This is a genomic window from Streptomyces sp. CB01881 (genome assembly GCF_002953255.1).
Taxonomy (GTDB): Bacteria; Actinomycetota; Actinomycetes; order Streptomycetales; family Streptomycetaceae; genus Kitasatospora.
Window position 1 is genome coordinate 1,258,940 of record NZ_CP026498.1, and the last position, 21,139, is coordinate 1,280,078.

At 72.3% G+C, this 21,139-nt stretch carries 23 protein-coding genes; 10 read left to right on the forward strand and 13 right to left on the reverse strand.

Going from position 1 to position 21,139, the window contains the following annotated elements; genetic code table 11:
• Positions 1-28: 28 nt before the first annotated feature.
• The 4 genes from C2142_RS05475 (at position 29) to C2142_RS05490 (ending at position 3,933) form a co-directional block, all read left to right on the forward strand.
• Entirely contained in the window at positions 29-988 is a 960-nt protein-coding gene (locus C2142_RS05475; RefSeq protein ID WP_148641336.1) for an ATP-binding cassette domain-containing protein, read from the forward strand.
• A complete protein-coding gene (locus tag C2142_RS05480) occupies positions 985-1,833 on the forward strand; it encodes an ABC transporter permease (protein WP_148641337.1) in 849 nt (282 codons plus the stop codon). Before C2142_RS05475 ends, C2142_RS05480 begins: the two co-directional genes overlap by 4 nt.
• A gap of 94 nt (positions 1,834-1,927) precedes the next feature.
• Positions 1,928-3,259 (forward strand): sensor histidine kinase, encoded by a 1,332-nt coding sequence (locus tag C2142_RS05485; RefSeq protein WP_162002410.1) that lies wholly within the window; start codon positions 1,928-1,930, stop codon positions 3,257-3,259.
• Entirely contained in the window at positions 3,256-3,933 is a 678-nt protein-coding gene (locus tag C2142_RS05490; protein WP_148641338.1) for a response regulator transcription factor, read from the forward strand. The genes C2142_RS05485 and C2142_RS05490 overlap by 4 nt, the downstream gene beginning before the upstream one ends.
• Positions 3,934-4,211: 278 nt before the next feature.
• Here C2142_RS05490 and C2142_RS05495 read toward each other — a convergent pair whose 3' ends face one another.
• Entirely contained in the window at positions 4,212-5,384 is a 1,173-nt protein-coding gene (locus C2142_RS05495; protein WP_148641339.1) for a CopD family protein, read from the reverse strand.
• Between the two features lie 842 nt (positions 5,385-6,226).
• Here C2142_RS05495 and C2142_RS05500 point away from each other — a divergent pair.
• The 4 genes from C2142_RS05500 (at position 6,227) to C2142_RS05515 (ending at position 9,000) form a co-directional block, all read left to right on the forward strand.
• Complete coding sequence (locus tag C2142_RS05500) at positions 6,227-7,150, forward strand: MarR family transcriptional regulator (protein WP_148641340.1); 924 nt, start codon at positions 6,227-6,229, stop codon at positions 7,148-7,150.
• Positions 7,151-7,246: 96 nt separating this feature from the next.
• A complete protein-coding gene (locus tag C2142_RS05505; RefSeq protein ID WP_162002411.1) occupies positions 7,247-7,657 on the forward strand; it encodes a roadblock/LC7 domain-containing protein in 411 nt (136 codons plus the stop codon).
• Positions 7,658-7,754: 97 nt separating this feature from the next.
• On the forward strand, positions 7,755-8,159 hold the full coding sequence (locus C2142_RS05510) for a hypothetical protein (RefSeq protein WP_148641342.1): 405 nt from the start codon (positions 7,755-7,757) through the stop codon (positions 8,157-8,159).
• A gap of 73 nt (positions 8,160-8,232) precedes the next feature.
• A complete protein-coding gene (locus C2142_RS05515) occupies positions 8,233-9,000 on the forward strand; it encodes a helix-turn-helix domain-containing protein (RefSeq protein WP_148641343.1) in 768 nt (255 codons plus the stop codon).
• Between the two features lie 78 nt (positions 9,001-9,078).
• On the opposite strand, the gene C2142_RS05520 is transcribed toward C2142_RS05515, so the two are convergent.
• Together C2142_RS05520 and C2142_RS05525 are read right to left on the reverse strand one after the other, a co-directional pair.
• Entirely contained in the window at positions 9,079-9,495 is a 417-nt protein-coding gene (locus C2142_RS05520; protein WP_148641344.1) for a VOC family protein, read from the reverse strand.
• A 451-nt stretch (positions 9,496-9,946) separates the two neighbouring features.
• Entirely contained in the window at positions 9,947-11,503 is a 1,557-nt protein-coding gene (locus C2142_RS05525; protein WP_148641345.1) for an MFS transporter, read from the reverse strand.
• Positions 11,504-11,590: 87 nt separating this feature from the next.
• On the opposite strand from C2142_RS05525, the gene C2142_RS05530 reads away from it, so the two are divergent.
• Both C2142_RS05530 and C2142_RS05535 read left to right on the forward strand, forming a co-directional pair.
• Positions 11,591-12,022, forward strand: coding sequence for a MarR family transcriptional regulator (locus C2142_RS05530; RefSeq protein ID WP_241002395.1), 432 nt, complete (start codon positions 11,591-11,593; stop codon positions 12,020-12,022).
• A 179-nt stretch (positions 12,023-12,201) separates the two neighbouring features.
• Complete coding sequence (locus C2142_RS05535) at positions 12,202-12,966, forward strand: response regulator transcription factor (RefSeq protein WP_148641346.1); 765 nt, start codon at positions 12,202-12,204, stop codon at positions 12,964-12,966.
• 183 nt (positions 12,967-13,149) lie between these two features.
• Here C2142_RS05535 and C2142_RS05540 read toward each other — a convergent pair whose 3' ends face one another.
• From C2142_RS05540 to C2142_RS05585, 10 genes are read right to left on the reverse strand one after another with little or no spacing between them, the layout of a single operon-like run.
• Positions 13,150-13,974, reverse strand: a complete 825-nt coding sequence (locus tag C2142_RS05540) for a thioesterase family protein (RefSeq protein WP_148641347.1) — start codon at positions 13,972-13,974, stop codon at positions 13,150-13,152.
• Between the two features lie 58 nt (positions 13,975-14,032).
• Entirely contained in the window at positions 14,033-14,563 is a 531-nt protein-coding gene (locus C2142_RS05545; RefSeq protein ID WP_148641348.1) for a DUF4188 domain-containing protein, read from the reverse strand.
• A gap of 31 nt (positions 14,564-14,594) precedes the next feature.
• Positions 14,595-15,365, reverse strand: coding sequence for a response regulator transcription factor (locus tag C2142_RS05550; RefSeq protein WP_148641349.1), 771 nt, complete (start codon positions 15,363-15,365; stop codon positions 14,595-14,597).
• 26 nt (positions 15,366-15,391) lie between these two features.
• Positions 15,392-16,828, reverse strand: a complete 1,437-nt coding sequence (locus tag C2142_RS05555) for an aldehyde dehydrogenase family protein (protein WP_148641350.1) — start codon at positions 16,826-16,828, stop codon at positions 15,392-15,394.
• On the reverse strand, positions 16,825-16,998 hold the full coding sequence (locus C2142_RS05560; protein WP_153882756.1) for a hypothetical protein: 174 nt from the start codon (positions 16,996-16,998) through the stop codon (positions 16,825-16,827). Before C2142_RS05560 ends, C2142_RS05555 begins: the two co-directional genes overlap by 4 nt.
• Positions 16,995-17,633: a DsbA family protein gene (locus tag C2142_RS05565; protein WP_206670899.1), complete on the reverse strand. Its 639-nt coding sequence runs from the start codon at positions 17,631-17,633 to the stop codon at positions 16,995-16,997. Before C2142_RS05565 ends, C2142_RS05560 begins: the two co-directional genes overlap by 4 nt.
• Positions 17,630-18,487 carry an alpha/beta hydrolase gene (locus C2142_RS05570; protein ID WP_148641351.1) on the reverse strand — a complete coding sequence of 286 codons (858 nt, stop codon included), beginning with the start codon at positions 18,485-18,487 and terminating at the stop codon, positions 17,630-17,632. Before C2142_RS05570 ends, C2142_RS05565 begins: the two co-directional genes overlap by 4 nt.
• Entirely contained in the window at positions 18,471-19,592 is a 1,122-nt protein-coding gene (locus tag C2142_RS05575) for a beta-ketoacyl synthase N-terminal-like domain-containing protein (protein ID WP_148641352.1), read from the reverse strand. Before C2142_RS05575 ends, C2142_RS05570 begins: the two co-directional genes overlap by 17 nt.
• Complete coding sequence (locus C2142_RS05580; protein ID WP_148641353.1) at positions 19,589-20,797, reverse strand: beta-ketoacyl-[acyl-carrier-protein] synthase family protein; 1,209 nt, start codon at positions 20,795-20,797, stop codon at positions 19,589-19,591. Before C2142_RS05580 ends, C2142_RS05575 begins: the two co-directional genes overlap by 4 nt.
• Before the next feature lies 1 nt (position 20,798).
• Complete coding sequence (locus tag C2142_RS05585; RefSeq protein ID WP_148641354.1) at positions 20,799-21,059, reverse strand: acyl carrier protein; 261 nt, start codon at positions 21,057-21,059, stop codon at positions 20,799-20,801.
• Positions 21,060-21,139: the final 80 nt, after the last annotated feature.

The following is a 21,139-nucleotide window of genomic DNA, read 5'->3' on the forward strand; positions in this document are numbered from 1 at the left end:
GCCCGGCCCCGGAGCACAGAGGTGAGCGATGATCGAGGCGCACCAGCTGACGAAGCGCTACGGCGAGAAGACCGCCGTGGACCGGCTGGACTTCACGGTCAGGCCGGGGACGGTGACGGGCTTCCTCGGGCCCAACGGAGCCGGCAAGTCCACCACCATGCGGATGATCGTCGGCCTCGACGCCCCCACCAGCGGGACGGTCCGGGTCAACGGCCGCCGCTACGCCGAGCACGCGGCACCGCTGCAGGAGGTCGGCGCGCTGCTGGAGGCCAAGTCGATCCACCCGGGCCGCTCCGCCTTCAACCACCTGATGGTCCAGGCCCACACCCACGGCATCCCGCGCCGCCGGGTCGAGGAGGTCATCGAGCTGACCGGCCTCGGCTCGGTGGCCCGCAAGCGTGCCGGGGCGTTCTCGCTCGGCATGGGCCAGCGCCTCGGCATCGCCTCGGCCCTGCTCGGCGACCCGGCCACCGTGATGCTGGACGAACCGGTCAACGGCCTCGACCCCGAGGGCGTCCTGTGGATCCGCAACCTCCTCACCTCGCTCGCCGCCGAGGGCCGCACCGTCTTCGTCTCCTCCCACCTGATGAGCGAGGTCGCGCTCGTCGCCGACCACCTGATCGTCGTCGGAAGGGGCCGGCTGCTCGCCGACACCACCGTGCAGGAGCTGGTCCGCGAGGCCGGGGGAGACGCCGTGAAGGTCGTCAGCGCCGACTCGGCCCGGCTGCGCTCGGCCCTGGCCGGAGCAGACGTGGAGATCACCGGCCGGACCGGCTCGGAGGAACTCCTCGTCACCGGCCGCACGGCCCGCGAGATCGGCCTCACCGCCGCCGAGCACGGCATCGCCCTCTTCGAGCTCACCCCCCGGACGGTCTCCCTGGAGGAGGCGTTCATGGACCTGACCAGGGACGCCGTCGAGTACCACGGCACCACCACCGCCAAGGCCGCCGACACCGTCGGCACCGAGACCCCGAGGAGCGTGGCATGAGCACCATCGCCCCGAGCCCGACGTCCAAGAGCGCCGACCACCGGCCCACGGGCCACGCCTACAAGGTGACGGCGGGCCGCGTGCTGCGCTCCGAGTGGGCCAAGCTGTGGTCGCTGCGCTCCACCTGGATCACCCTCGGCCTGGCCCTGCTCTTCCTGGTGGCCTTCGGCCTGATCGCCGCGTTCCAGTTCAAGTCGCGGATGGCCTCGGGCCGCCCGATGGACCGGGACTTCGCCCAGGCGAGCACCCTGAGCCTGTCGCTGTTCGGCACCAACTTCGCCCAGCTGGCGCTCGGCGTCCTCGGCGTGCTGGTCGCCGCCGGCGAGTACTCGACCGGCATGATCCGCTCCACCCTCGCCGCCGTGCCGCGCCGCCTGCCCGTGCTGTGGTCCAAGGCCGCCGTGTTCGGCCTGATCGCGCTGGTGCTCGGCACCGTCGGGGTGTTCGCCGTCTTCCTCGCCGACAGCCGCATCCTCTCCGGCACCCGCGCGGCGATGACCCTCTCCGACGCAGGCGTCGTGCGCGGCCTGCTGGGCGCCGGACTCTACCTCGCCCTCGTCGGCGTCATCGGCGTCGCCCTCGGCGCACTCCTGCGCTCGGTGGCCGGCGGCATCGCCGTCCTGGTGGCCACCCTGATGCTGATCCCCGGGCTGACCGCACTGCTGCCCACCTCGTGGCAGGACCACATCAGCCCCTACCTGCCCAGCCACGCGGGCGAGGCGATGTTCGCCCTCCACCACGACACCACCACCCTGTCCCCGACCGCCGGACTGATCGTCTTCCTCGGGTGGACCGTCCTCGCCCTGACCGGGGCCGCCGTGCGCCTCGTGCGCACTGACGCCTGAGGAACCGCCGGTGCGGCGGCGCGCACCCCCGCCGCCGCACCCCTTCTCCCTCGATCCGGACCGGCGCCCGGCGCGACCGGGCGACGATGGACAGGTGACAACCGTGAACGACCAGTACGCCGCCGCCCCGGGCACCGACCTGCTGTCGGCCCACCCGGTGTTCGGCCGCCTGGCCCGGTTCGGCCAGCGCGTCCGACAGGCGGACCGCAACCACCCCTGGGTCCTGGACACCGCCGTGGTCGCCCTGGTCTTCGTGCTGTTCTGCGTGCCCGACCTCGTCCGGGGCAGCGCCACCGGCCCGTTCCACGCCGACGGCGACTCCCCGCACGAGCACCGGATCGCCTTCACCCACCTGGCCCTGCCGGCCATGCTGGCCTTCCAGGCCGGCCTGGTCCTGCCCCTGCTCTGGCGGCGCCGCCGACCCGCCGCGGCCTTCGCAGCGATCATGGCCGTCTTCGTGATCCAGTGGTCGCTCGGCGCCGCACTGCGCGCGGACGTGGCCCTGCTGGTCGCCCTCTACAGCCTCGCCCTGCACGGCAGCCTGCGGAAGCTGGCCTGGGCGTGCGGCGCCATGGCCGGCGCCCTGGCCCTGGTCGCGGTCGAGCTGTCCTCCGGCGTGTCGCTCGGCGACGCGCTGTTCTTCCTGTTCAGCGCCGCGATCGCCGCGGTCGCCCTCGGCATCGCCGTGCGGATCCGCCGCGCCCAGCTCGCCGGGCTGCGCGAGCGCGCAGCCCGGCTGGAAATCGAGCGCGACCAGCGCAGCCGGCTCGCCACGGCCCACGAGCGGGCCAGGGTGGCCCGTGAGATGCACGACATCATCGGCCACAACCTGTCCGTCATCGTCACCCTCGCCGACGGCGGTGCCTACGCGGCCCAGGCGGCTCCCGACCGAGGCCGTGAAGCACTGCTCCTGATCGGGGAGACGAGCCGCCAGGCGCTCGGCGAGCTGCGCCGCATGCTCGGTGTCCTGCGCGACCAGGGCGACCAGGCCGCCGAGTTCGCCCCGCAACCGGGCATCGGCGACCTCGACGCCCTGTGCACCCGGATCCGCGCCGCCGGCCCTCAGGTCGTCTACACCGCCGCCGGCGAACTCGACCAGCTGGACCGCGGCGTCCAGCTGATGGCCTACCGCATCGTCCAGGAGGCCCTCACCAACGCCCTCAAGCACGCCGGCCCCGACACGCGGGCCCACGTCACCCTGGCTGCCGACACCGCCCGGCTGAAGGTGCGCGTCCGGGACACCGGCCCGAGCGGTCGTGACCGCACGCCCGCGCACGGCGCCACCGAGGGCCACGGGATCTCGGGAATGCGTGAACGCGCGGCGGTGTACGGCGGCACTGTCACGGCCGGTCCCGGCCCCGGGGCAGGATGGACCGTCGAGGCCGAACTCGACCTCACCCCCGACCCGACAGGCGGCCCGACGTGACCACCGTCCTCATCGTGGACGACCAGCCCCTGCAGCGCTACGGCTTCCGCATGCTGCTGGAGAGCCAGCCCGACACCGAGGTGGTCGGCGAGGCCGCCCACGGCGCCGAGGCCGTCCGGCTGACCGCCGACCTGCGGCCGGACGTCGTCCTGATGGACATCCGCATGCCCGGCATGGACGGCATCGAGGCCACCCGTCAGATCGTCGCCACCGGCGGCCGCTCGCGCATCCTCGTCCTGACCACCTTCGACCTCGACGAGTACGCCCACGCCGCGCTGCGCGCCGGGGCCAGCGGTTTCCTCCTCAAGGACGCCCGCCCCGAAGAACTCCTCGCCGGCATCCGCGCGGTGGCCGAAGGCGACGCGGTCGTGGCCCCGGCCATCACGCGGCGCCTCCTCGACACCTACGCCCACCGCCTGCCGTTCCGTCCCCCCGGCGCGATGCCCGCTCCCGACGAACGCCTGGACTCCCTGACCGACCGCGAACGGGAGATCCTCGTCGCCATCGCCCACGGTTGGACCAACGCCGAGATCGCCCAACGACTGGTTCTCGCGGAATCCACGGTCAAGACCCACGTGAGCCGGGTACTGGCCAAGATCGGCGCTCGGGACCGCGTGCAGGCTGTGATCTTCGCCTACGACCGCGGCCTGACCCACCCGAACCCGCCGGCCTGACCGCCCTTCCTCGCTCTCCCCTGCCCTCCCCGCCGGCCCTCGCCTGACGAGCGTGCCCCGGACTCGCCGGCCGGCCACGCCGGTGCGTTCCGCCACCCGCGCTCCGCCGCCCGGGCCGGCTCACCGGGCCGACGGTCCGTGCTGCTGACGTGTCCTCCGCTCGCGTCCTCGGCGCACGGGGCGCGACGACCTGCGTGCGCGTGCCCGGGTGGGGTGTGGGTGAGCCGGTCGGCTCACCCACACCCCACCCGGGCGAAACCCCGCGGAGGGTACGACCGTCAGGCCGCTGCGGACGGGAGCCCGCGGCGGGCGAGCGCGTCCGAGGCCTTGGCGGTGGCGTAGAGGGAGACGACCAGCGCGATGGCGAGAGCAGCGCCGCCGGCGAACAGGGTGCCGGAGGAAACGGCCTTCGGACTGCCCGCCTCGGTGCGGGCCGAGCCGGCGATGAACGGGAGCACGACGAGCACGGCCACGCCGAGGACCACCTCGCCCCAGACGACCTTGGGGAAGTGCCGCAGGGTCAGGTGCAGCAGGGAGACGGTGTCGTCGGTGGTGCGGGCCCGGGCGATGCGGGGCATCAGCCAGAACTGGTTGAAGGCGCCCGCGGTGACCAGGCCGGCGACCAGGAGGATCTTGACGAGCAGTGCGATGCCGTAGCCGGTGGTCCAGAGCTGGGAGATGCCGCCCACGTGCTTCCAACCGAGCCAGAGACCGGAGATGGTGACCGCGCCGACGCAGACCATGGCGACGAGGCCGAAGCGCCGCCACGTGTCGGCCCAGAGCAGCCCGGCGCCGGCGCCGAGGCGCTTGCGGGTGCCGGCCAAGGTGACCAGCAGGGCCAGTCCGCCGAGCCAGACGGTGCCGGAGACGATGTGGGCCTGGTCGAAGACCGGGTTGAGCCACGCGTCGAGGTCGGCCGGGGTTGTGGTCGGCACGCCGGCGATCAGGGTGACCGTCAGGGAGAGCGGCAGGGCGGTCAGGGCGATCCGGTCCGTGTGGCGGCGGGCGGCCGGGGTGAAAAGGGCGATCAGCGTGGCGGCGGTCGCCACCAGGACGAGGTTCTGGACCAGGTAGACGGTGCCTTGGGCGATCCAGGCGCCCTTGGCCGCAGGAGCACGCAGGTAGTCCCAGATCCGGTCCGGCGCCAGGGCGTCACCGAAGGGCATGCCCTTGCCGGCCCGGGCGACCCGCGCGGCGAGCTGGAAGTAGCCCGCGACCAGCAGGACCACGCCCGCCCAGGCGAGGTAGTGGGCGGTGCGTCTGCGCAGGACTTGGGCGTCCTCGGTGTTCGTTTCCGGCGCCCGCAGTGCCGGGCGGACCGTGGTCGCGTAGGTGACGGTGGTGCCGATGGCCCCGCTGAGACCGATGAAATAGCCGGTCTTGGTGAGGGCCCGCCAGAGCTGGGGCATGGCGTATCCGGCCGTGGTCGCGGCCAACGAGGCAGTGTGCATAAGGTGAGGCTAGCCTAAATAAGGCCAGCCTTATATCGGCTGTCCACAGTTCGGCCGATCGTCACCAATTCGTGAGCAGCGGCGCCCTGAGCAGGGCCGACGCCCGAGGACGGCGCCGGGCGCACCGACGGGAGCCTTCCTCGCCCCGGCCCCGGAGGGCCGACCCCGCGAAGGGCCAGCCCCACGGAGGGCCCACTCCGCGGAGACTCGCGGGCTGCCCGAAGAGGACACAGAAGCCGCCGTGGGCGATTCCCGGCCCGTTGCCCGACGGGAAGCGACCGGTCACCGCCGGGCCCTGCAATCCCGGCGGGCATTCGACCGGGGGCATTGTCGCCGGGATGCGCGACCGAACGGGCGACGACCGCCAGTGGTGTGAATTGGAGCTTGAGGCAGTAGGCCCAGAACGGAATTGTCCGACCGCCGCTCAGAGCCCTTGTCATTCCCGCGTCATTTCCATGGAAATCAGGTTGCCGGGCTGTCGACCCAGGCGAATCCGTACGACCGCAGGCCGCCGGAGGCCGGTGCCCACCCGTCGACGTGTTCCGACGGCGGCACTCCGGCATCCGGCATCCGGCCTGCGGACAAGATCCGCCAGAATGGAATGTCAATATCTCATCAACGATGCACAAGGAGTCGCTCCGAACGGACAAGCGTTCAATTCCCGCCTGTCCAACCGAAACCCTGTCCCTGCGACTACAGTGCGATTCCTGAGCCGACTTCCGGGGGCGTCGGCGGCAGGCGTCCATGAGAACACGGTCGATAGCGGAGACATGTCAGAAATCGGTATACCGACGCACCGGAATCCCGGTCCCCGTACGGGGGAAGCCGGCTCCGCGAGGGTATTGCCGCTGTCCGCGGCCTCGCGGCCGGGCGGCGCGGGGCTGGACTTCGCCAGGGTGCTGATGGAGGTCCCGCACGGCCGCCTCTCCGGGACGCTCCTCGTGACGGGTGACCCCGGCGGCCGCTTCCACCTCGAAAACGGCGTCATCCTGGAGGTCACCTCCCCCGGTTCGCCGGGAGTCGAGACCCTCCTCCTGCGCTCCGGCCGTGTCACCGAGACCGACTGGGCGTCGGCGGTCCGCTCCGGGGCCGCCGGGTGGCGCGTGGGCGCCGAACTGGTCGCCCGGGAACTGGTCGGCTCGGCCGAGCTGCAACTGATCTGCGCGATGGCGGCGCTGGACGGGGCCCTGGCGATGGGAATGGGCCGGATCGACCGGGTCGCGCTCGATCCCGAGCCGCCGGCCACCTGCTTCGCCGCACCGGAGGGCATCGAACCGGAGTGGCTGAGCCGCGAGAGCGAGCGGCGGATCAGGGCCCTGGGCGGACAGCCGGTCTCACCGTTCCGCGACCGGTTGTCGCGGACCGACGCCGGGACCCGGCTCCTGGACGACGGGATCGCCGGCGAACGGCGGGACATCCTGCAAAGGGCCAACGGCAGGCGCAGTTCCCGCGACATCGCCTTCCTGCTCGGACGGGGCCTCTACGCCGTGACGGTCGAGGCCTCACGCCTGCTGCACGAAGGGCTGGTCGACGTCGCGCCCCCGGCCCTGGGGGCGGCCGACGGGCCCGCCCCCGCTCCGGAGTACGGACGGAACCCGGAGCCGACCGGTCAGCCGGGCCGCACCGAGGAAGCGTCGCGGCTGCCGCGGCGCCGGCCGGGGACCAGCGGGATCACCGGCGTCCTTCCCCTGCGCCCCGTCTCCGGCCCCTGGCGGCCCCCGACGGCGCTCACCGCGGAGGACCGGCGGTTCGGCAGCGCGCAGTAGCAGTCACCGCGGACGTACCCGGCGCGTGCCGGGTGGACGAACGGACCGGGCGGCGACGGCTCGTCGGCGCCCGGCGACCCAATCAACGGGAGAACCGTGACAGACAGACATGACCAGCTGGCCGCAGAGGTGCGGGTGCTCCGGGACCGCGTCGTCGGAGTCACCGACGTCGTGGTGGCCTCCGTCGACGGGCTGGTGATCACCTCGGAGACGGACGAGACCGCGGGGGCCGAGGGCCTGGCCGCCCTCACCGCGGCCTCGTTCAGCATCGCCCGCCGCGCCGGCAGCATGAGCAGCAAGGGCCGGCTCCACCACACCGTGTCGCAGTTCACCGACGGCTACCTGGTCGCCCGGGCCGTGGGCGACATGGCGCTGATCGGGGTACTCGGCGACGCCGGCATGGACGTGCAGCGACTGCAGGCCGAGGCCCAGGAGTCCGCGGAGCGGATCAGCGTACTGCTGACCGCGGCGAGCGGCAAGGACGAGGCCGGCCATCCCCACCAGTAGCCGGGTTGTCGACCACGGTGTCGACAACAGTGCCATTCCAGGACGACACGGAGAAGGAGCGCAAGTGAGCGGGTCGGAAGCAAGAGGGTCCCGGAGCATGGCCGAGAGGATCGCGAGTCTGGTGAAGACCCTGCGCGCCGAGGTTCCGGACTGCGTGGCCGCGGGGGTCATCGACATGTCCACGGGCATGCTGCTGTCCGTGGAGACCGTGGACTCGCACCCGCCGGAGGTCCTCGACATGCTGGCGGCGGCCACCCTCGACCTCTTCCAGGGCCGGAACGTGGTGATGATCGAGGGCATCTTCAAGGAACGGCGCGGGGTCGTCAGCGACCGCCACTACTTCCAGGAGATCCTCGTCAACAGCGACAACCTGGCACACCTCTTCCTGCGGATCGACAGCACCGACGAGATCGTCGCCGTGGTCGTCTGCCGCAAGACGGTCAACGTCGGCATGCTGTTCGCCCAGGCCCGGAGAGTGCTCAAGGACCACGGCCAGCTGTGACCACGCTGCACGGCCCGGCCGGCGTGCCCCGCTCCCGGCGGGCGCGCCGGCCGGGTGGCGTAGCCTTCGTCACGTGTCCTTCGAGTACGCGGAGCGCGCGTCCCGGCTGCCCGGCGCGGTCGTGTGGACGCGGGGAGCCGCCGGGCGGCCCGGCGACGGCGGGTCGGTGTCCGCACAGGCGTCCACGCGTGGGTCCATACAGGCGTCCGTGCACGCGCCCGCGCCGCCTTCCGTACTGCCGGACGGCTGCATGGACCTGTTGTGGACCCGGGGCCGGCTCCTCGTCGCCGGGCCCGACACCCGTGCTCACCGCCCCGGTGTCGGCGGTGAGGGCCCGTGGGCGGGTGTCCGGTTCCACCCCGGCACCGCCCCGGCCCTGCTCGGCGTGCCGGCCGACGAGCTGAGGGACCAGCGCGTCGGCCTCGCCGACCTGTGGCCCGGCGCCAGGGTCCGCCGTCTCACGGAACGCGTCGACGCGGCGCCGGACCCGGCCGCCGCCCTGGAGGACCTGGCGGTGCTCCTCGCGGCCGAGGCCGAGCCCGCCGACCCACTGCTCGGAGCCGTCGTGGCATCCCTGGAGGCCGGCCGCTCCGTCACGGCGACCGCCGAGTCGGTGGGTCTGGGCGCACGACAGCTCCACCGCCGGTCCCTGGGCGCCTTCGGCTACGGCCCCAAGACCCTGGGCCGGATCCTCCGCCTGCAACGCGCCCTCGCCCTGGCCCGCTCGGGCGTCCCCTTCGCGCAGACCGCCGCCGTGACGGGCTACACGGACCAGGCCCATCTGGCACGCGATGTCAGGGAGTTGACCGGGGAGTCGCTGAGCGGCCTGGTCGGACGCTAGGGCCCGCCGTCGTCCACCCGCTCGCCCGTCCGCCGGGCGGGCGAGCCGGCGGGCCGGGGTCCGTCTCCGGCCCCCGGCTCACCCGGCCGCGTCCGGCAGGGGTGCGAGGAGGTCGACGCCGTTGCCGTCCGGGTCGTGCACCGTGGCGTAGCGCTGGCCCCAGAAGGCGTCCCACGGCTTCAGCTCGCCGTGGTACCCGGCCGCGATCAGGTCCTCGTACACCGCGTCGACGTGCTCAGGGTCCGTGCAGCGGAACGCCAGCCCGGTCCGCCCGCCCCCGGCCGGCGGGCGCCACGACGGGTGGAAGGACCGGACGGTCTCCTCGGTGTCGAGGACGAGGAGGAGACCGCCCGGCAGTGCGGCCTCGACGTGCGGCTGGTCCTCGCAGCCTTCGGGGAACCCGACCCCGAGGCGCCGGTAGAAGGCCAGCGACGCGGCCAGGTCGGAGACGACGAGACCGATGAAGGCGAATTGCGGTGCTTGTGCGGTGTTCATGACCGGCAGCCTAGGCAGCGGGCGGGCGACGGGTCTTGGAGAAAACGGACATCCGGCGGTCAGCGGAGCCGAGTGGTGCGGAGCCCGGTGATGCGATGGCCGTTCGGGCGATCGCCGTTCGTGCGACGGCCGGTGCGCCGGGTGAGGGCGAGCAGCGTCGCGTGGACCGCCCAGGCCACCGGCGTCCCCACGGAGGACAGACCCAAGGACAGCCGGACCTGACGGTAGGTCAACTGCGTCCAGCCGGCGCCGATCCGGCCTGCCGGCCGCGCACGGCCCCTTCGCGGACGGGTCCGGTCGCGTACGGGCCGATCACGCGGGTCCGGTCGCACACGGGGCCGATGACGCGCGGCCGATCACGCGCGGCGCCGGTCACGCACGGGCCGTCGTGCGGCAGGAGGCCCTCTCCCCCCACGGAGACAGGGCCTCCCCCGCGCCGTCGCCGGCGCGGTCAGCGGGCGGCCGGCTCCAGGACGTCGTCCGGCACCGGCTCGACGGGCTTGCGGTCGGGCCGCAGCGCGATCACCAGCAGGACCGCTCCGGTGAGGGCGATCAGCATGGTCCAGGCCGCGCTGACGTGCATGGCATGGATGAACGCGTTGTCGGCGGCGTGCGCCAGTGCCGGCTCGTGGGCGGCGGCCGCGGCGTGCCGGGCCTGCTCGGCGGAGATCCGTGCCTGCTCCCGCAGCGGGCCGGGCGTGTCCTTGAGCGCGGGCTCGATCGCCCGGCGGTACACGATGGACATGATCGTGCCGCCCACCGCGATCCCGAGCAGACTACCGGTCTGCCGCACGGTGTTGGTCACGGCCGAACCGGCGCCGGCGCGCTCCAGGGGCAGGGTGCTCATCAGCGCCGCCGTCACCGGGCCGATCACCATCCCGATCGACAGCCCCTGGACCAGGTACATGATCTCGTTCCAGAAGAGCGGGGTGTCCAGTCCGAAGAACATCAGCGAGCCCATCGCCAGGCCCGCCGTGGCCAGGGCCGACGCGGTGACCGAGCGCAGCGACCAGCGCCGGGAGAGGCGGACGCCGAGCGGTGCCCCAACGATCGAGCCGAACGCCGCGGGGGAGAAGGCCAGACCGGCCTGGAGCGGCGAGAAGCCACGTGCGCCCTGGAGGTAGAAGGCGCCGTAGAAGCTCGCGGAGGTCATCGCGAAGAGCAGCATCCCGAGCGCCGCGTTGCCGCCGCCGAACATCCGCCGGGCGAGCAGCCGGGGGTCGAAACTGGGCTGCCTGGTGCGCAGTTCGACGAGTACGAAGGTGGCCAGAAGGGCCACGCCGGCCGCGATCGGCACCCAGACGCCGACCGGGGTCCAGGAGGCCACCTGCCCGGCCCGGATCAGCCCGTAGGCCAGGGAGGCGAGCCCGCTGACCGACAGCAGCAGTCCGGCCGGGTCGAGCGGACGCCGGGTGGGGCTGCGGAAGTTGGGGACGAGCATGGTGATCCCGATCAGCGCCAGCACCACGACCGGGAGGTTGATGAGGAAGACCGAGCCCCACCAGAAGCGGTCGAGCAGGAGTCCGGACAGCAGCGGGCCGGCGGCGATCCCGACCCCGGCGGACGCCGAGGAGATGCCGATCGCGGTCGCCCGCGCCGGACCGGTGAAGGTCCACATGAGCACGGCCATGGCGGCGGGCATGATCAGGGCGCTGCCCAGGCCCATCGCGGCCCGGCCGGCGATCAGCTGGCCCGCGTCGGTGGCGTAGGCCGCCCACAGCGAGGAGCCGCCGAAGACCACCATGCCGATGGCGAGCACGGTCCGGTGCCCGAAGCGGTCGCCCAGGGCGCCCGCGCCGAACATCAGGGTGGCGAAGACCAGGGTGTACGAGCCGGTCGCCCACTGGAGTTGGGCGGGGCTGGCGCCGAGACCGCGGACCGGGTCCGCGAGGGTCTCGAAGGTGGTGGTGAGGATGCTGTTGTCCAGCCAGATCAGCAGCGAGGACAGGAGGAGCACGGCGAGGATGAGCTGCTGCCTGGTCCTCGGCAAGGTCGGGGGCGTCGTCATGAAGGCCTTCGCATAGGATCGACAAGAACCTGACGGGCTCAGTATGCACAACCGTCAGGAACCTGTCGATTCTGAGGAGGCGGAACGTTGGATTCCCACGGGGCGGCTGTCGGCTCGCTGACCTTCCTGGTCCGCAAGGTCTGGCTGAACATGAGGTCGGCGATCGCCGCGGAGCTCAAGGCGTTCGGGCTCTCCACGTCGCAGTACGCCACGCTGCTGATGGCCGAGTCGCAGCCCGGGCTGTCGGCCTCGGACATCGCCCGGGAGGTGGCGAGCTCCCGTCAGGCCGCCAACGAGATGCTCGTCGGCCTCGAACAGGAGGGCCTGATCGAGCGGCGCCCCAATCCGACCGACCGGCGCAGCCAGCAGATCCACGTCACCGAGGCCGGACAGTCCCGCCTGTCGGAGGCCCGCACCGCCGTCGACCGCTGCGAGGAGGAGTTGGAGGCCGCCTTCTCGGCGGAGGAGCGGGCCGCTGTCCGGCACTGGCTGGAAGGCGTCTCCAAAGCCTGCCGCTGAAGCCCTTCCGCGGTGCGGCGCGGGGCCGGGAAATGGGGGCCACCGCGCCCGTTCCGGCCCCCCGGCCGGACCGGAAGGCGTATAGCCAGGTTTGACCGAAGTCCGACTTGAGCGGCCCTTGTCAGACGACTACAGTTTGACCAGGAACGAGCCAGAGCCAAACTCATGGGGGAATTCGGATGCTGGCATCCTCGGGCAATGACCGGGCAACAGGCAATGATCGGAGCATTCTTTCCGCCGCCGAGCAGGACGGCCTTATCGAGCAATTTGGGAATGCGGGCCAGATGCGCATAGCGGCCCTGCAGTCCATCACCCGGTCCCGGCATGCCGTGATCATCTCGGCACCCAGTTCGGAATGGTACAGCGGGGAGCGCCTCCAGATGGCGCGGGAAATACTTCAGGACGGGGTGCGGCGAAAACTCTCGGTCCGGGTGCTCTACCACCGGGACGATCTTCCGCACTGGTGCACGCCGGAGTACCTGCTGTCCGCCGGGGACCGTGGCATCCAGGTGCGGGTCACCGACACCAGACTCCAGGAGCTGGCGATCGTGGACTCCCAGGTCGCCTTCATGCGCACCCAGGTGAGCCTCTCCCAGGAACAGTGCATGGCGGTCTGGGCGCCGCCGGTCATCAAGAACATCCAGTCACTGCTCACCGCGGCCTGGAACGCCGCGAGCGAGCCGATGAGTTACCTGCGGAACCTCCGGTCGGATTTCGACGAAATGGACCGGCAGGTCATCCACGCACTGGCCTTCGGCCACAAGGACGAAGTGGCCGCCAGAAATCTCGGCCTGTCGCTGCGCACCTACCGGAGGCGGGTGGCGGAAATCATGTGCCGACTCGACGCGAATTCTCGGTTCCAGGCCGGCGTGCACGCGCTCCGGGACGGCCTGCTGAGGCCCGGAGACCCTGACGGGGAATTTTCGTACCGGCACTCCGCCTGATCCTCCACCGCATGCCTCCCACCCGTCGGCAGACCGGGTGGGAGGCATGTGTTCGTTTTCTGGAGAATGCGCGGAGGCATTCCACGCGGCGGCCCCGCGATGTCGCGCGGCCGCTGCGGCTCCGCAGGACCGGACGCCCGGCGTGGCCCCACCGGGTCAGGCACCCGGCGTGACCCCGCAGGGTCAGGCACCGGCGCCCGTCCACCAGGTCGGGGGCACCTGGACCGCGCCACCGGGCGCCGCCGGGCGCAGGATCTGACGGGTCTGCCGGCCGACGGCGAGCAGGGTGCCGTCCGCACTCCACATACTGCTGGACTCCACGGCCCAGCTGTCGCTCGCCTGATCGGTGTTGACCCGTACCAGGGCCCAGTCGCCGCTCCCGGCGAACGACAGGCCGTCGGCGAAGTGCACCGAGTACTCGGCGGTCGGCACCGACACCAGCTCGGAGGTCGCCGCGTAGACCGCCGGCGGCATCGCGTCCAGCAGGACCAGCGCCGCCCCGGCCGGGCTCAGGTCGGGCTCCCGGAGCCGGATCCAGGCCGTCATCTCCGGCTTGGTCCCGCCGCCGAACGGCCGCTCCTCCCCCGCCATCCTGGTCTCGAAGTGACCGGTGTACGGGAACATCCGGGCCGGGAACCCCGCGTCCGGGCAGTCCTCGGGCGCCGGTACGACCGGCGCTGCCGGCGCCTGCAGGGTCGGCTTGTCCCCCGCGGTGCCGAACAGGGCCGTCGCCAGGGCCACCGGACGCTCGTGCTGCACGAGCGTCGAACGCACCACGGCACTCGTCCGCGACTGGCGGACCACCTCGGACCTCACCACCAGCGGGCGGTCCGACACCGGTGCGAGGAACGAGCTGTGCACCGCCCTGGGCGCCAGGTCCCCGGTCAGCTGCTCACCGGCGTGCCGCAGCATCATCGTGGACACCCGGCCGCCGAGCGCGCCGGCCCACGTCCGCCAGGACCTGTCGATGGGCGGCAGGGCGTTCTCGGTCGTGGTGGATTCGTTCATCTCTCGTTCCCTTTCGTCGGACCGGCCGTCGGGAGCCGGGGTGCCGCGTCGGCACGCCTCAGGCCGCCGGGTCGCCCGGCGGGCGTACACCGGCGGGCAGGTGGTCGTCGGCGGTCCGGCCGAGCCGGCGCGCGGCCGAGTGGCCCTTGCTCTGCACGGGCTTCAGCGAGCCGGCCCGGGCGAGCCCGATGCGGCCCATGTTGGCGTAGACGGTTTCGTACTGTCCGTCCTTCACCAGGTAGGTCTCGTGCCAGATGCCGACGTCCCCGGACGCGTGGACGGCCTGGTTGTACCGCCGCCAGGACGGCAGGTGCGGGTCGTCGGTGTTCCGGGCGAACGCCTCCAACTGCTCGAAGCTGCGCCAGTACTGGACGACCGCGGGACCGACTCCGGCGATCAGCGCGAAGTAGCTGCACAGCGCCCCCTTCTCGGGGTGCTCGCGCAGGTCCTTCACCATGCCGAACATCGACCGGAAGACCGGCCACCACTTGTGGATCCGCCAGGGGCGGTTCACGTGCATGCCGATCAGGAAGACGACGAAGTCACCCTCGATGTCCGCGGTGTAGCGGCCGCGGTGGACCTCTGACATGAGTCGCTGCTCCTTCTCTCGTACGGCCGGCTCACAGCGTGAGGAGACCCGACTCGATGGCCCGGACCACGGCGAGGGTGCGGTTCGGACAGTTGAGCTTGGCCAGGACGATCCCGACCAGGCGCTTGACCCCGTGCTCGGAGATGCCCAGCGAACGGGCGACCTGCCGGTTGCTCAGCCCACCCGCGATCAGCCGCAGCACCTGGAGTTCGCGTGCCGTCAGCGAGACCGCCGCCCGCCTCGCCGCCGCCTCGTTCGCGGCCTGGTCGGGCGCCGTCACGGAGCGCCGCACCAGGGACTCCGAGACGTGGAACCGCCCGGCCGCCACGTCGGCGACCGCCAGGCCCAGGGTCTCCGGGCGGAGGTCCGCCCAGTCCAGGAAGCCGTGCGCACGGTCGGCCCACGACTGCTCGACCACGGTGGCCGGGTCGACCAGGATCAGGACGCGGATGTCGTTGGTGCGCAGGGTGTCGGCGGTCTCCTCGGAGAGCGGGCCGACCGCGTCGCCGGACGAGATGATCAGCTGACCGCCGGAGAGGCCCGCGAGCTCGCCGAGGTCCGCGCAGGTGCGCGTGGTCAGCCGGGGGTCGAGCGAACGGAACATCCCCTCGACGCCGTAGCGCCGCATGTGATCGCGGATCATCAGGACGATCGCGGGGGTGCCGGCCGTCCCGGTGCTGTCGGCCGGCGCGGTCGTCACGGCCGTCCCGGTCATCGCGGCCGTCACGATGGTGTCGATGTCGGTGTCGATGCCGATGCCGATGTCGGTGTCAGTGTCGATGTCGAGCGTGCTGGTCGGCACGGTGCCTCACTTCCCTGCAGCGACCGTCACCCGGATGCCGATCGTTGGATTGACTTGACCTCGCAGAACTCCTCCAGCCCGAAGCGGCCGAGCTCGCGGCCGTTGCCCGACTGGCGGTACCCCCCGAACGGGGCGGCCTCGTTGAAGGCCGCGCCGTTGATGTCGACCTGGCCGGTGCGCAGCCGCCTGGCCACGGCCAGGGCACGGTCCGGGTCCGCGGAGAACACGGCGCCGCCGAGGCCGTAGCGCGTGCCGTTGGCGATGGAGACCGCCTCGTCCTCGGAGGAGTACGGGATGACGGACAGCACCGGCCCGAAGATCTCCTCCTGGGCGATCACCGCGGTCGGGCTCACCCCCGCGAAGACGGTCGGGCGGACGTAGTAGCCGCGGTCGAGCCCGTCCGGGGGCGTCGGACCGCCGGCCGCGAGCCGGGCGCCGTCGGCGATCCCGCGCTCGATGTAGCCCCGCACCCGGTCGCGTTGGGCGGCGGACGCCAGCGGACCGATCCGGGTGCCCGGCAGGGTGGGGTCGCCGACGGTGAAGGCCGCCGCCGCCTCCGCGGCCGCCTCGACCGCCTGGTCGTGCAGCCCGGCGGGCACCAGCAGCCGGGTCCAGGCCCAGCACATCTGGCCGTTGTTCATGAAGCAGTTCGCGACGCCGGCCCGTACCGCGGCGAGGAGGTCGGCGTCCGGCAGCACCAGGTTGGCGGACTTGCCGCCCAGTTCCAGGGCGACCCGTTTGACGGTCCGCGCCCCGAGTGCCGCGACGTTCCTGCCCGCCTCGGTCGATCCGGTGAAGGACACCATGTCGACGTCCGGGTGGGAGGCGAGCGCCGCACCGACCTCCGGGCCCCGTCCGTGGACGACGTTGAGGACGCCGTCGGGCACCCCCGCCCCGCGGACGACCTCGGCGAGGATCATCGCGGTCAGCGGGGCGATCTCGCTGGGCTTCAGCACCACCGTGTTCCCGGCCAGCAGGGCCGGCGCGACCTTGGCGACGGCCTGGTGCAGCGGGAAGTTCCACGGCGTGATCGCCGCGACCACGCCGACCGGTTCGCGGAACACGGTCGAGCGTCCGATCTGCTCGGTCCAGGCGAACTCCTCCGCGACGGCGGCGGCCCCGGACGCGACGGCGACCGGCAGGGCCGCCTGGACCCGCTGCGAGAACACCGTCGGCACGCCGACCTCCGCGGTGACGGCCGCGGCGATCTCGTCCTGCCGGGCCGCCAGCCCCTTCGCGACCGCCCGCACCGCGTCGACCCGGTCGCGCAGCGGCACGCCGGACCAGTGGCCGAACGCCCGCACGGCCGCCGCGACCGCGAGATCCGCGTCCGCCGCGGTGCCCGCCGGCACCACCGACAGGCGCTCCTGCGTCGCCGGGTCGACGACGTCGATCCACCGCGTGTGGCCGGTGGTCCGGGTGCCGCCGATCCAGTGCGTCCGCGCGGGTACGGAGGCGCTCATCCGCAGCCGCCCGCGGTGTCGTCGCCGAGGCCGCTCACCAGCCCGGTGAGCTCGGCCGGGATGCCGTCCATCGGGTCGTCGTCGATGTCCGCGACGAGCGGCACCGGGCGCCGCAGGCCCGTCAGGCTCTCCGTCTCCGCCGCCCGGGGACCGGCCGGGTTCGCCGTCATGCCGCCCTGCCCTTCTGCTGCCACTGCTCGAATCCCGCGATGAAGTCGTCGAGGCGGTCCAGTCCCCAGTAGCGGTGGGGGCCGATCTTGAAGTAGGGCGCGCCGAACACGTCGTCCAGGTAGGCCGCCTCCATGGCGTCCATGCCCTCCTCGCGCAGCTCCTCGTCCTCGGGCGCGGCGACCAGCGTCGCGCCGTCGAGCCCGGCCGCGTCGGCGATGGCGCGCAGTGTCCCGCGGTCGCAGATGTTCTCGCCGCGGCCCCAGCGGGCCTCGACCATCGCCCAGTACAGGGTGTTCTGGTCGCCGGTGCGCTTCGCGGCGAGCCACGCGTGGTGCGGCAGCACCCACCACGGCTCGCGGTCGACCGGCCAGGACACCTCGAAGCCGAACCGCGCGGACAGCCGCTTGACGTCCTGGAGGATGTAGAGGTGCTTGGCCTTGCTCATGTCCGCGTAGTGCAGCTCGATCCCCCGTTCGTCCATCGACTTCCAGGTCTGCGCGTCCGGGTAGAAGTACGGGATCATCTGCATCTCTTCGAGCGCCTGCGGGCAACGCTCGGCCAGCAGCCTGCTCGCCATCCAGCTGTAGGGGCTGTGCAGGGAGAAGTAGAACTTCGGGGGGTACCGCTTGCTCACGGGGTCGCTCCTTCCGGTCCCGGCCGTTGCCCGGCCTTCGTGAATGCGGGTGTCGTGCGGAGCAGGAACTCCGCGACGAGTTCGGCCACCCGGTGCGGCTGCTCGATGTGGCAGAAGTGCGTCAGCCCGTCCTCCAGGCGGATCTCCGCGGACGGCATGGCCAGGCCGAGCGCCTCGGCGCGGGGACCGCTGAGGCCGGCATCGGCGGTCCCCCCGACCACGAGGGTCGGCACGGTGTTCGCCGAGAGGTCCAGCCCGGACGAGGAGATGAACTGGTCGAACAGGGCGAGGAAGCCCTCCGGGCCGATCCGGTCGAGCGCCTTCTCGGCCATCAGGTCGACCAGCTCCGGGCCGATCCGCGCGGCGCGCTCACCGAGACGCGCCAGCAGGCCGGCCTTCATGACCGCCCTGAAGTCGGCGAGCGACCGGTCGAACATCCGCCAGTCCACCGGGACGGAGGTCAGGCGGTAGAACGGCGACAGCAGCACGACGGCGTCGAGCCGCCGTGCCGCACCGGACGTCAGCCAGTGCAGCACGGCGTTCGCGCCCATCGAGTGGGCGACGACCACGGAGACCGGCTCGGGGACGGTCTCCAGGGCCCGCTCCACCCACTGCCCGGCCGTCCCGCCGGCGCGCCAGCCGTAGTCACCGCCGGCGCGCCACGGGAGGTCGATCGCATAGCAGCGGAACCGGTCGCCGAGCCTGTCCGTGACCGGCTTCCAGCTCTGCCAGTCGTCCTCCAGGCCGTGCAGCATGGCCACCACCGGAGGACGGGCCGGACCGTGCGCGCTCAGCGACACACCCTCGACCACGGACTGCGCGACCGGTTCCCGGTCGCTATGCGCTCGTCGCACGGCTCCACCCCCGGACCACGGCCACCCCGGCCATCCCCTCGGAGGTGAGCGAGGTCACCAGCGAGACCGCACCGTCGCGGGCGGGGTTGTTGCGGTGTTCCGCGAGCAGCGCGGCCAACTGCAGGCCCCCCGCCGCGGAGTAGGTCTCACCGACCAGTTCCTTGACCGGCAGGAGGTTCGGGGTGCCGGTGCCGAGCGCGGACCTGAGGGCCGCGAGCTCGATCGCGTCGCGCTTCGGTGAACCGGAGAGCGACGGCGCCACCGCCCACACGTCGGCCGCGGCGACACCGGCCGCTTCGAGCGCCCGGGTGATGCACTCCGCCAGGCCGGCGGCCGGGTCGTCCTCGCTGCCGGGCTCGCCGTAGAGGCCGCCGTCGACCGCCAGGATCTCCGCGTCGAGGCTGCGGCCGGCGGTCCGCACGGCCTCGGCGTCCTCCAGCACGAAGAACGCACCGCCCTCGCCGAGTTCGACGCGGCCCTCCGCGGTGCCGCGGGCCTGGTGCGACGCCCAGGCGCGGGTCGGCGAGAACTCCTCCACCACCCCGGTCACGGCGGCGTGCACGTAGCCGTTGCGCACCTTGTTGCGGGCGTACCGCAGGGCGGTGAGGAAGGCCATCTGCCCGCCGGACACCGTGGCGTTGACACCCTTGAGCTTGTGCCAGATCGCCGTGGCGCTCGCCGCACCGTTCATCACCGCGTACGGGAAGAGCAGCGGGTTGACGAGGTACGGCTTCTCGCTGGTGTACATCTCGTGGATGAAGTCCGACATCGCCTGGGGCCCGCCGCTGCTCAGTCCGAGCACGAGCCCGATGCCGCCGTCGGCCTCCTCCCCGCGGGTGAGACGGGCGTCCTCCAGGGCGAGCTTGCAGGCGACGACGGAGAGCGCCGTCGACCTGTCGAAGAAGCGCGTCCCCTTCTTGCCCAGGTAGTCCTTGGCGTCGAAGCCGGGGATCGCGCAGGCGGTCGCGGACGGGAGCTGCTGCTCGAACATCCCCGTCACGTCGGTGCGGCCGCTGCGGCGCTCTCCCCAGGCCTCGGAGAACTCCTCCGCGCCCGACCCGATGGCGGACAGGACCCCCCATCCGGTCACGGCCAGGGCGCTCATTCGTACCTCCCGAAGATCGTGATGGCGTTGTTGCCGCCGAAGGCGAACCCGTTGTTCTGCACGATCCGCACATCGGCGGCCCGCGACACGTTCGGCACCACGTCGATGCCCTCGAAGGCCGGGTCGAGCGTGTTCAGGTTGATCGTCGGCGGCAGGAAGCCGTCCCTGATCGCCAGGCAGGAGGCGATCGCACCGAACCCGCTCGCCGCGCCCATGGAGTGGCCGAGCATCGACTTGATCGAACTCACCGGGGGGAGCTCGTCGCCGAAGACCTCGCGCAGCGCGGCGACCTCGGCGGAGTCGTTCGACGGCGTGCCGGTCCCGTGGGCGCAGATGTAGTCGATCTCGCTCTGCTTCACCCCGGCGTTGGCGTGGGCCCGGCGGGTGCACTCGGCGATCGACGTCGCCAACGGCGAAACCATGTGGTTGGCATCGCAGTTGAGCCCGTAGCCGAGCACCTCGGCGTAGATCTCGGCCCCGCGGGCGAGCGCCGAGTCCAGCGATTCGAGCAGCAGCGCGGAGCTGCCTTCGCCGATCAGGATGCCCTTGCGGTCGGCGTCGAAGGGCGTGCACACGTCCTTCGCGAGCGCACCGAGCCGGTAGAAGCCGGCGACGGCGAACGCGCACATGGCCTCCGAGCCACCGGCGATCATGTAGTCCGAGTCACCCGCCGCGATGACGTCGTAGGCGTAGCCGATCGCGTAGTTGCTCGCCGAGCAGGCGGTGGCCAGGGTCACCGCCTCGCCGTGGATGCCGAGTTCGCGGTTGGCGGCGACGGCCAGCCGGTAGGCGGGGATCCTCTTGACGAGGCCGCCGATGTCGGCGCCGGCACCCTCGGCGAGCCACTTCTCGTACGCCTCCTCGTGGAGGCGGGTCTCGGCACCGGTCGTCCCGAAGACCGACCCGGCCCGACCGCGCCGCAGTTCGGCGCGGTCCAGGCCGGCGTCCTCGACCGCCAGCCGCGCGACGGCGGCCGCGGCAAGGCTCGCCGGTCCCCAGTCGTCGGGGTCGAGGTTGGTGACGTAGTCCGCGGGGCTGACGTCACCCAGCTCGTTCGCGACGTTGTGCGGGAAGCCGGAGGCGTCGAAGCTGCGGATGGGCCCGCTGTTGCTCGCGCCGGCCCGCAGGCCGGCCGCGAAGGCGTCCGGGCCCACGCCGATGGTCGACAGGGGTCCGAGGCCGGTGATCACCACACGGCGGGGCATGTCAGATGTTCCCGTCGGAGTATTCGACCAGCGTGTCGTACACGGCGCGCAGGTTCACCATGTCGGCGAGCCGCTCCTGCGGCACCGACACCTTGTACTTCTTCTCGATGCGGGCCAGGATCTCGATCGCCCGGAGCGAGTCGGCGTCGTGGTCCTCGATGAAGCTGCTGGTCTCGGTGATGTTCTCGGGCTCCTCCTCCAGGACCTCCGCGATCATCTCGCGCAGTTCGTCCATGACCTGCTGGTTGGTCGCAGTCGACATCTCGTTACCGCTTTCTGGGTTGTCTGTTGGGTGTTGGGTGTTGTGCTCCGGACCGCCGGTCCGGGAGCGGACCGGCGGGT

Bases quoted from the DNA above. Each gene is read 5' to 3' on its own strand.
- C2142_RS05475 (WP_148641336.1), top strand. From the start codon at position 29: ATGATCGAGGCGCACCAGCTGACGAAGCGCTACGGCGAGAAGACCGCC.
- C2142_RS05480 (WP_148641337.1), top strand. From the start codon at position 985: ATGAGCACCATCGCCCCGAGCCCGACGTCCAAGAGCGCCGACCACCGG.
- C2142_RS05495 (WP_148641339.1), bottom strand. From the start codon at position 5,384: ATGCACACTGCCTCGTTGGCCGCGACCACGGCCGGATACGCCATGCCC.
- C2142_RS05510 (WP_148641342.1), top strand. From the start codon at position 7,755: ATGGCCGAGAGGATCGCGAGTCTGGTGAAGACCCTGCGCGCCGAGGTT.
- C2142_RS05520 (WP_148641344.1), bottom strand. From the start codon at position 9,495: ATGAACACCGCACAAGCACCGCAATTCGCCTTCATCGGTCTCGTCGTC.
- C2142_RS05525 (WP_148641345.1), bottom strand. From the start codon at position 11,503: ATGACGACGCCCCCGACCTTGCCGAGGACCAGGCAGCAGCTCATCCTC.
- C2142_RS05535 (WP_148641346.1), top strand. From the start codon at position 12,202: ATGCTGGCATCCTCGGGCAATGACCGGGCAACAGGCAATGATCGGAGC.
- C2142_RS05540 (WP_148641347.1), bottom strand. From the start codon at position 13,974: ATGAACGAATCCACCACGACCGAGAACGCCCTGCCGCCCATCGACAGG.
- C2142_RS05545 (WP_148641348.1), bottom strand. From the start codon at position 14,563: ATGTCAGAGGTCCACCGCGGCCGCTACACCGCGGACATCGAGGGTGAC.
- C2142_RS05555 (WP_148641350.1), bottom strand. From the start codon at position 16,828: ATGAGCGCCTCCGTACCCGCGCGGACGCACTGGATCGGCGGCACCCGG.
- C2142_RS05560 (WP_153882756.1), bottom strand. From the start codon at position 16,998: ATGACGGCGAACCCGGCCGGTCCCCGGGCGGCGGAGACGGAGAGCCTG.
- C2142_RS05575 (WP_148641352.1), bottom strand. From the start codon at position 19,592: ATGAGCGCCCTGGCCGTGACCGGATGGGGGGTCCTGTCCGCCATCGGG.
- C2142_RS05580 (WP_148641353.1), bottom strand. From the start codon at position 20,797: ATGCCCCGCCGTGTGGTGATCACCGGCCTCGGACCCCTGTCGACCATC.
- C2142_RS05585 (WP_148641354.1), bottom strand. From the start codon at position 21,059: ATGTCGACTGCGACCAACCAGCAGGTCATGGACGAACTGCGCGAGATG.